At 40.4% G+C, this 9,531-nt stretch carries 7 protein-coding genes and 1 pseudogene; 5 read left to right on the top strand and 3 right to left on the bottom strand.

The features are described from left to right. Together AABI99_RS16720 and AABI99_RS16725 are read right to left on the bottom strand one after the other, a co-directional pair. Window positions 1–443 (bottom strand): annotated as a pseudogene (locus AABI99_RS16720) (short-chain dehydrogenase); the annotation flags it as partial. After that, window positions 440–838 carry a DUF393 domain-containing protein gene (locus tag AABI99_RS16725; RefSeq protein ID WP_338367225.1) on the bottom strand — a complete coding sequence of 133 codons (399 nt, stop codon included), beginning with the start codon at window positions 836–838 and terminating at the stop codon, window positions 440–442. The pseudogene AABI99_RS16720 and the gene AABI99_RS16725, both read right to left, overlap by 4 nt. 120 nt (window positions 839–958) lie before the next feature. Here AABI99_RS16725 and ppc point away from each other — a divergent pair, with 120 nt between their 5' ends. Together ppc and cdd are read left to right on the top strand one after the other, a co-directional pair. Continuing rightward, complete coding sequence (ppc, locus tag AABI99_RS16730; RefSeq protein ID WP_338367226.1) at window positions 959–3,604, top strand: phosphoenolpyruvate carboxylase; 2,646 nt, start codon at window positions 959–961, stop codon at window positions 3,602–3,604. A gap of 312 nt (window positions 3,605–3,916) precedes the next feature. Then, window positions 3,917–4,843: a cytidine deaminase gene (gene cdd, locus AABI99_RS16735; RefSeq protein WP_338367227.1), complete on the top strand. Its 927-nt coding sequence runs from the start codon at window positions 3,917–3,919 to the stop codon at window positions 4,841–4,843. A gap of 76 nt (window positions 4,844–4,919) precedes the next feature. On the opposite strand, the gene udp is transcribed toward cdd, so the two are convergent. Further along, window positions 4,920–5,675, bottom strand: coding sequence for a uridine phosphorylase (gene udp / locus AABI99_RS16740; protein ID WP_338367228.1), 756 nt, complete (start codon window positions 5,673–5,675; stop codon window positions 4,920–4,922). 432 nt (window positions 5,676–6,107) lie between these two features. Here udp and AABI99_RS16745 point away from each other — a divergent pair, with 432 nt between their 5' ends. From AABI99_RS16745 to AABI99_RS16755, 3 genes are all read left to right on the top strand, one after another. After that, window positions 6,108–7,217 (top strand): arginase family protein, encoded by a 1,110-nt coding sequence (locus AABI99_RS16745; protein ID WP_338367229.1) that lies wholly within the window; start codon window positions 6,108–6,110, stop codon window positions 7,215–7,217. A gap of 129 nt (window positions 7,218–7,346) precedes the next feature. Further along, window positions 7,347–8,042, top strand: coding sequence for a transporter substrate-binding domain-containing protein (locus tag AABI99_RS16750; protein ID WP_338367231.1), 696 nt, complete (start codon window positions 7,347–7,349; stop codon window positions 8,040–8,042). A gap of 130 nt (window positions 8,043–8,172) precedes the next feature. Next, window positions 8,173–9,459, top strand: a complete 1,287-nt coding sequence (locus tag AABI99_RS16755) for a hemolysin family protein (RefSeq protein ID WP_338367232.1) — start codon at window positions 8,173–8,175, stop codon at window positions 9,457–9,459. Window positions 9,460–9,531: the final 72 nt, after the last annotated feature.

The following is a 9,531-nucleotide window of genomic DNA, read 5'->3' on the forward strand; positions in this document are numbered from 1 at the left end:
TACCAACCGCCTAACTTGTTGTCGTTAATGCTGCCTACACGCGCACTAAGTGCGGTAATATTGCACTGCGTTTTGTGTGTTAAAAGTGGCAAAATACTTTGCAGGCAAAGCAGAGGGGTTAGCGTGTTTGAGTTTAGAAGTTGGCTGAAATACTCAGCGTCTATATCTTCAAGTTTTTTTTCGGGCATATGTTTTTGGTTATGTAGCGTGCCGTTAAACATTATTACTTGTTGAATATCAGCATTTTGCTCTTTTAGGTAGGTTGTCACCTTGGCTAGAGTTTGTGTGGTGTAATCGCTTTCAAAGTAAACAACATTACTATTTGATTCTACTTTGCTAGAACTTACACAAATGATTTGCACCGTAGGCGCATTTACTTGTAAATGCTCGATATAAGCTTGAGCTATTGCACTGCTGGCACCGAATAAAACAATTGTTTTCATTGGTCACCCTTTGTTCCTACACCGCATTTACCGTTTGTGCATTGAGTGTTGGGCATTAATAAGCGGCTAATTGTTTGCCTATGTTTTGCAAAAAACAAGTAAGCTGCATCAGCTAAAAGACGAATTACTGGCAAGCGAAAAATTTTCAACCAGCGATATTTTCCAACAGTTTTCCATGCTTGGTATGTAACATCGAGCCCGTAAATCATCTCACCACTTGGCAATTGTGCATGCAATATAGCCATCGCTTTGTTTTTGTTAACACTTGGGTAACGCGTGCTAAAGTCGTGGCTGTTAAGGTCTTCTAAAACAATTTTATGTTTAGTATCAGCATCTTTGAGGTGCTGCATTTCAGTGTTGCACAGTGGGCAGCTAGCATCGTAAAAAATGATCATAAAAACCGTTTTCTAATAATTTACATATAGCTAAATACGATTCACCATTGCAAATGGATCTATTAAATCTGCGCGCATGATGATATTAATAGCATTCCATGAAACAAAGGAGACTGAGAAATGAGTGAACAATATGCCGCCTTGCGAGGAAATGTTAATTTACTAGGGCAGTTATTAGGACAAACTATTAAGGACGCTCAAGGACAAGCGATTTTAGATAAGGTAGAAGAAATTCGTGCTTTATCAAAGTCATCTCGCAGTGGTAATGAAGACGACAGACAAGCGCTAATTGAGGTACTACATGCGCTTAGTGATGAAGAGCTTTTACCGGTTGCCCGTTCATTTAATCATTTTTTAAATTTAGCTAATGTAGCTGAGCAGTTCCACACTGTTTCGCGTTTTAATGATGTTGGCTTTTGCCAACTAAACCCTCTCACTCAAACATTAAAAACGTTAACTGCAAAAGCAAAAGAAGGCCAATTAGACAGTAACCACTTGGCCGAAACACTCTCAAAACTCCACATAAACTTAGTATTAACCGCTCATCCGACCGAAGTGACTCGCCGAACAATGATCAACAAACAAGTTGAACTCAGTGAATGTTTAGCCTCGCTTGAGCGAAAAGACAATTTAGAGCAAGAACGCACAGCTATTTTAAACCGCATAGAACAGCTTATCAGCCAAGCGTGGCATACAGACGACATTCGTCGTTCGCGCCCGACGCCAATTGATGAGGCTAAATGGGGTTATGCAGTCATTGAAAATAGCTTGTGGCATGCTGTACCGCGTTTTTTACGCGAGTTTTCAGAACAGGTAAAAGAGCAGCTAAATTTAGAGCTGCCTATTGACTTCAGCCCGATTGAGTTTACCTCTTGGATGGGCGGAGACCGTGACGGTAACCCGTTTGTTACCTCGCAAGTTACATCGCAGGTATTAGACCACGGTCGTTGGATGGCACTTAATTTATACATCCAGGATTTAAAAACGCTGTGTGCTGAGCTTTCAATGTCTGATGCAAGCGATGAGCTTATTGAGCTGGCAGGACAAGAATTTGAACCTTACCGTGCTGTAATTAAAAAGCTTAAGGTTCAGGTTGCTGAAACTGTAGCCCACCTAGGTGCTAAAATTAAAAATAAGCGTACCGACTCGCAAGATTTAATTACAGACATTAATCAAATCAAGCACCCGATAGAAGTGTGTTACCGCTCGCTATTAAAATGCAATATGAAAGTTGTTGCTAACGGTTTATTACTTGATTTATTGCACCGCATTAATAGCTTTGGCCTGCGGTTGGCTAAACTTGATGTACGCCAAGACTCTGATCGCCACAGCGATGTGTTTTCTGAGCTTACACGCCATCTAGGCTTAGGTGATTACAATCAATGGCAAGAGCAAGACAAGCAGGCATTTTTGCTTACCGAGCTTAATTCTCGTCGTCCGCTAATTCCTAAAAACTGGCAGCCAAGTCCAGAGGTGCAAGAGGTACTCGACACTTTTGATGTTATTGCCAAGCAAGATGAAAATACATTTGGCTTATACATCATTTCAATGGCGCGTACTGCCTCTGATATTTTAGCGGTACAACTGCTGTTAAAAGAAAGTGGTTGCCAATTTGACCTGCCTGTTGCGCCATTGTTTGAAACACTTGACGATTTAAACGCCGGTAGCGATGTAATTACGACACTGCTTGATAACGTGTGGTACCGCGGGCATATTAAAAACACTCAAAATGTAATGATTGGTTATTCAGACTCTGCCAAAGATGCCGGCATGATGGCTGCCGGTTGGGCGCAGTACGAGGCAATGGATAAATTAGTACAGCTTGCTGATGAGCGAGGGATTGAACTTATATTATTCCATGGTCGTGGTGGTACAGTTGGCCGTGGTGGGGCACCTGCTGCGCAGGCACTGCATTCACAACCACCCGGTTCGTTAAAAGGCGGCTTACGTGTAACTGAGCAAGGCGAAATGATCCGCTTTAAGTTTGGTTTACCTGATGTGGCACTGCAAAGCTTAAATATTTATGCTGGGGCTGTACTGCAAAGTAACTTATTACCACCGCCAGAGCCAAAACAGCATTGGCGTGAAGTGATGAAGTTAATTAGCGAGCAGTCGTGTGATCACTACCGTAATGTAGTTCGCCATGATGAAAACTTTGTGCCTTACTTTAGAATGGCAACGCCGGAGCTTGAGTTGTCTAAATTACCATTAGGCTCACGCCCAGCTAAACGTAATCCAAATGGTGGCGTAGAAAGTTTACGTGCAATTCCATGGATTTTTGCATGGAGTCAAAACCGATTAATGTTACCTGCTTGGCTTGGGGCATTAACTGGCTTAAAAGCTGCACTAGAAAAATATGGTCTGGAGACGCTTCATGAAATGAGCCTGCAATGGCCGTTTTTCAGAGCACGCCTAGAAATGCTAGAAATGGTATTTAGTAAAGCCGATAGCTGGTTAAGTGAGCATTACGATAACGCGCTGGTGGAAGATATGTACAAACCACTAGGTGTGTCTCTGCGTAAAGAGCTTGAAGAGGCAATTAGCCTAGTGCAGTCACTCAGCCCACAAAACAGCTTATTGGCTGACCAGCCTTGGATCAAAGAGTCAATTGCGCTTCGTAACCCTTACACTGATCCGCTGAACGTACTTCAGGTTGAATTACTACGACGTGCACGTTCAAGTGAAAAAGGCAGTGAAGGTGACATCGATAACGCGTTGATGATCACTATGACAGGGATTGCTGCAGGCATGCGTAATACGGGTTAATTTTTTAATACGTTAATTTTGTAAGGGAGCACGCTGTGTTCCCTTTTTTATTTAATAACTTAAGGATTAACTTTTGCAGCTTATAAGGTGTGTAAACTGGGTGTGGATGCATTGTTTAGTTTTATTATTCTTATTGAATGTAAGTCATTAATATAGCATAGGAGCAGTTATCGAGCCCATTAGGCATCAAAGTTCAAGACGCACTTAAATCAAATCTAGTATGAACAAAGGTTAACCACAAAGGTCAATAGTCCTAGTAATTCTAACTTTAAACTTTTACACTACTTGGCCATTAAATAATTATAATATGTTATGGCTTCAGCAACTTTTACTGTACAACAAGACACAGCCCTTACAAACCCTCATATCGCTTTGAGCGTAGCGCAAACTCAAGATTTACGTGCTCAATTAAAAACCCAACGCGGTATTTTAACAACCGAAAATATAAACCAATTATGTGCGCAATTTAGTGTATCTGACGATACTTTGCTGCAAGGATTGGTGCCGTTAGCATCGGAGTTTTCGGTTGCGCCTGTATCGCATTTTCATGTGGGAGCGATTGTTAAAGCGCTTGATGAGCAAGGTAATATAAATTTTTATTTTGGTGCGAATGTAGAGTTTGATCATCAAGCACTTAGCTTGGTGGTACATGCAGAGCAGTCGGCAATTAATAACGCTTGGTTAAACGGCGCAAAGAAAATAGTTAAAATAGCTATTAGTGATGCACCCTGTGGTTATTGTAGGCAGTTTATGAACGAGCTGGCAGATGCCAAAGAGTTTGATATTTTATTGCCAGAGAATCATTTTAAACTTGCTGACTTGTTACCACATTCATTTGGGCCTACCGATTTAGGTAACGAGTTTAGTTTGTTTAATCCTAAACCTCACCATAAAAAGTTTGCTAATACTGAGCTTGATGAAAAATTAGCAGCAATTGCTCTTAGTGCATATGTACCCTACAGCAAAAATTTTAGTGCTGTTAAAATTAGTACTTTTGATGAGGGGGATTTTTACGGCAGTTATGCTGAAAATGCAGCTTATAGCCCTAGCCTTTCACCACTACAAAGTGCGCTTAGTCAGCTATTTTTAGCAGGGCTTAGCTTTAATGGTAATACGGTTAAATCAATCACCCTTTTAGAAACACAAGGTCATGAAAACCAAGCTGGTGTGGCACGGGCTGTACTTGCAAGCTTTGATAAGCTACCCGAAATCGAAGTGATTAGCGCAGAGCTAAGCTAACTTTAACTTAGGTCAAGCTAAAAACAATAAAGCACAGCAATTGCTGTGCTTTATAATATTTAAGCGCTAAAAGGGTTTAGTCTAAAAGTACTTTTGCAGCTTCTAATACTACAGCTACCGATTTTTTCTCAATTTCACCGTGGTCAACATTTGGAATTTCTTGGCGAGTACGGTTAACGAGCACACCGGCAACACACGCAGCTTTAAGACCAAGGGCTGCACACATTGTAAATAAAGTAGCCGACTCCATTTCGTAGTTCATTACGCCAAGGTTTTGCCACTCTTCACAGCTGCCTTGTAATGACTTAGGCACATAACCAGAATGCGTATCGTAACGCTCTTGGCCTGGGTAGAACGTATCGCTTGATGCAGTAATACCTATATGAAAATCAATACCTAGGTTCTTACATGCTTGCACCATCGCTTGTGTAGCAAAAAAGTCTGACACAGCAGGGTAGCTAAGCGGTGCAAAGTGTTGGCTTGCACCATCTAAACGCACTGATGCTTGGCTAACTAAAATATCACCTTCGTTGATGTGCGGTTGAATTGCCCCCGTAGTACCAATACGTAAAAACGTACGTACACCAAGTTGCGCTAATTCTTCAACTGCAATTGAGGTAGATGGGCCACCAATCCCCGTTGAACAAATTACCACAGAATGGCCATTTAACTGACCTAAGTAAACATGAAACTCACGTGTTTGAGCAAGGCAGGTTGGGTTGTCTAGGAATTGAGAAATGCGTGCAGCACGATCTGGATCACCAGGGACAATAGCAAGCTGCGCCCCTTTTAAATCGTCTATGCATAATCCTAAGTGAAATACCTTTTCCATAACTAAGCCTTTTTATAAAAATTTGTTGTCAATCTAGCATCATTACTAGAAATGTAAACTAAGTACAGGACGTATGTCCGATGTTGAAAAATATGGGTGGATGCTAGGTTTATTCACCCACATTGAATATTAAATCAGACGCTTAAAATCTGTTTAAAATTGGGTGGTTGACTTGTTAATTCATACCCTATATGTAGTTGTTATGGTGATAATTTAAGTTTAACTAAATGTGGCTACTATTGGCTTAAGTTTATATTTATCAGCAAGTTACGATATATTTTTTAAATTATATATATCTGGCTCAACGGTTTTTCTGTAAACAGACAGCAGAATAAATAAACAAATAAAACTTTATGTACACATAGTCAGTTTTTTTATTTTTGCATAACTAATCAAAGCCACTAGAAAAACACAGTAAGTATAGGATTTAGTATGAGCACACAATTTGATGCGTTAAAACGTAAAGTAGAGCATTGCCTATGCCCACCTGGCGATGGCGTATTTACAGTTAATACAGCTAAAGAGCGTAAGGCAGCATTACGCAATAAATTGTATGGGCAAAGCGAGAATGTTGATGTACTTTGGCGCGACTCGTTAGAACAATTACCTGATCCGCAACATAAAGCCGTTATGTTAGGCATTAGCTCGGATTGTGGGGGGGGTATCTTACGTGGTGCAAACTGGGGACCATTATTTTTGCGCTCAGCGCTGATTGATCAACAAACTCAGTGCCAAGCTTTTGATTTAGGTGATGTGCGTGTTATTCCGCATTTACTTCACGACAAGTACCTCAACGATGCCACTATCTCAAATTGTCAAAAAGCGTTATATGGCGATAAAAACGATGATTATTACGTAAGCCCGCTTTCGATAACCGAAGATGTGTGTGATAGCTTTTACGCAACGTTTAAGGATAAAGGGATTTTTGGTATTGGGGGCGATCACTCAATTAGCTACCCGCTAACTAAAGCGTATTTAAAAGCAAAGCGTGAGCAAGGCAAGCGCACCGCAATTATTCATTTTGATGCGCACACCGACTTATTAGTAGAGCGTTTAGGTATCGATTTATGTTTTGGTTCGTGGTGTACGCATATACTCGAGTTTTTACCAGCGCCTCATCATTTGATTCAGTTTGGGATTCGTTCGAGCGGAAAACCTAAATCGCACTGGGAAAGTACTTTTGGCGTAAAACAGCACTGGGCTGCTGAAATTTTGGAGCGTGGTGCGAAAGCGGTTGCAGAGGAAACTATTGCACAGCTTAAAGCTGATAACGTAGATGAAGTGTATGTGAGCTTTGATATAGATGCGCTAGATGCAGAATTTGCCTCGGCTACTGGCACGCCGGAAGATAACGGCTTAACTCCACAGCACGCACTGGATATTTTGCAGGCCATTGCTGATGAGTTTCCTATTACGGGCGCTGATATGATGGAAATTGCACCATTTACAGACAGCTCTTTAGTCGGCCAAGCAAGCTCAGAAACAACGTTGCGTGAGGGCGCTAAAATTTCAGCCTTTTTAATTGGCGCAATGAACAAATAGTCGACTATAAACTAAAAAAACTAGTCCTATCAGCGTATAGGGCTAGGTTTATTCGATTAAAAACTAGCAGTTCGGTTACCCTCAGCTATAGTTGGATTATACCCATTTATAGTTTTAAGGCGTAATTAAATGAAGTTGTATTTTCTCATACTGTGTTTTGCGTGCATAAGGGTTAATGCAGCTGAAATAACGATAGTGACCGAGGTCTTTCCTGATTTTCAATACATTGACGAAAATGGAGAACTTGCAGGACGCTCAGTAGAGAAAGTCAGAAAAGCGCTTGCCCACTCAGATATTAAATACACTATGCTGGCACACAGCTGGCCGGTTTCTTACAACGCAACGTTGAGAGATGTTAATACGTGTATATTTTCTATTGTAAGATTACCTAAACGAGAAGATAAATTTAGCTGGGTGGCTGAGCTTGAAAGTTTTGACTCTGCAATTTACGCACTTAAATCGCGCAACATTCGCTTACGCACCCTCAACGACGCTAAAAATTATAAAACTGCGGTATTACGTGACAACTTTAGCCACCATTATTTATTGGAGCAGGGTTTTAGCGAAGCTAAAAATTTATTAATAATTGATAGCTTTGATAAAATAGATAAAATCATAAGCACACGGCACGATATTCTCGACTTTATTATTTTAAGTAAAAAACAATTTAACTACCGCGCTCAATTTGAGCCAAAACTAAAGTTATTAGAGCCGATATTGCCACTCGATACTCAACAATCCCCACTTTACTTTGCCTGTAATAAAAACATGCCGCAAAGCTTGCAAGATAGACTCGTCTTAGCATTTGATGAAGCCAAAAAGTAAGGCAAGTACTTAAAATTCAAAGGTTTAAATATTTAACCTCTAAAAACACAAATATAAATTGCCGCGCTTAAAAAACCGACTATAATCAGCTGCTTTTTACTGAAAAGCGCTAACTTTTTTGGAGCGTTAAATGGGTGATTTAATCGGGATTAGCTTGTTGATCTTGATCAGTGCGTTGTTTGCCATGTCGGAAATTGCTATTGCAGCGTCACGTAAAATTAAACTGCGGGTAATGGCTGATGAAGGCAGTGACAACGCGGCCGCGGTGTTAAAACTGCAAGAAAATCCAGGGGCGTTTTTTGCGATGATTCAAATTGCCCTTAATGCGATTGCTATTTTAGGCGGAATAGTGGGCGAACAAGCGCTATCGCCTTATGTTCAAAGTGTATTAGTGCTTTTTTATCAAGGCGTATACCTTGAAAAAATTAGCTTTTTATTTTCGTTTTTTACCATTACCTCGCTGTTTATATTATTTGCTGATTTAATGCCAAAGCGTTTAGCGATGATCATACCCGAAGCGGTGGCTGTGCGTGTAGTAACAATAATGCGATGGGTTACTTTTGCACTTACGCCATTAGTAATATTTTTTAATGGGTTAACTAATTTTGTACTGCGTTTATTTAAAGTACCTGCTGAGCGAGAGGATATTGTTACCACCGAAGACATTGTGGCAATGATGGACGCGGGCGCAGAATACGGTAGCTTACAACAACAAGAGTATGAGCTAATTGGCAATGTGTTTGAATTAGAGGCACGTTTTTTATCAAGTGTGATGACCCCACGCGACCAAATAGTTTATTTTGACTTAAATGAAAGCAGCCACGATATAGCTACCAAAATTATTGAAAACCCCCATAATCATTTTTTAGTGGTATCAGGAAATTTAGATAAGTTACGTGGCTCTGTTGAGTCAAAAGATATATTACGCCAAGTACTTAAAGGTGAGCCTGCAACCATTAAGCAAGAGCTATTAGAAGCGGATGTTTTTTACTTGCCCGAAACGTTAAGTCTTTCTGAGGCGTTAAATGCATTTAAAAGCGCCGCCAAACCGTTTGCGGTAGTAGTAAATGAGTATGCGTTATTGGTAGGTATTGTTACCGTTAAAGACTTAATGAAAGGCTTTATGGGCGATTTAATTACCCATCAAGGCGATGAGCTTATTGTAGAGCGTGATGAAAGCTCATGGTTGGTTGATGGTTTAACGCCCATTTCTGATTTAGCTAAGGTTTTAGATATTGAAGCGTTTCCTGAGCAAATACATTTTGAAACCGCCGCCGGTTTTTTAATTTACACCATGAAACGCATTCCTAAACGGGCAGAACACTTAACTTATAATGGGTTTAAGTTTGAAGTTGTCGATGTTGAGGGGATCAGGGTAGAACAACTACTGGTTTCGCGAATAAAAACTCAACCTTAAATTTGCACTAAAAGCCACGCTTAGCTTGGCTTTTTTGTTTTCTAACCTGCAACAAAAAACGCAGTGAATGTT

Source organism: uncultured Pseudoalteromonas sp. (assembly GCF_963922945.1).
Classification (GTDB): Bacteria; Pseudomonadota; Gammaproteobacteria; order Enterobacterales; family Alteromonadaceae; genus Pseudoalteromonas.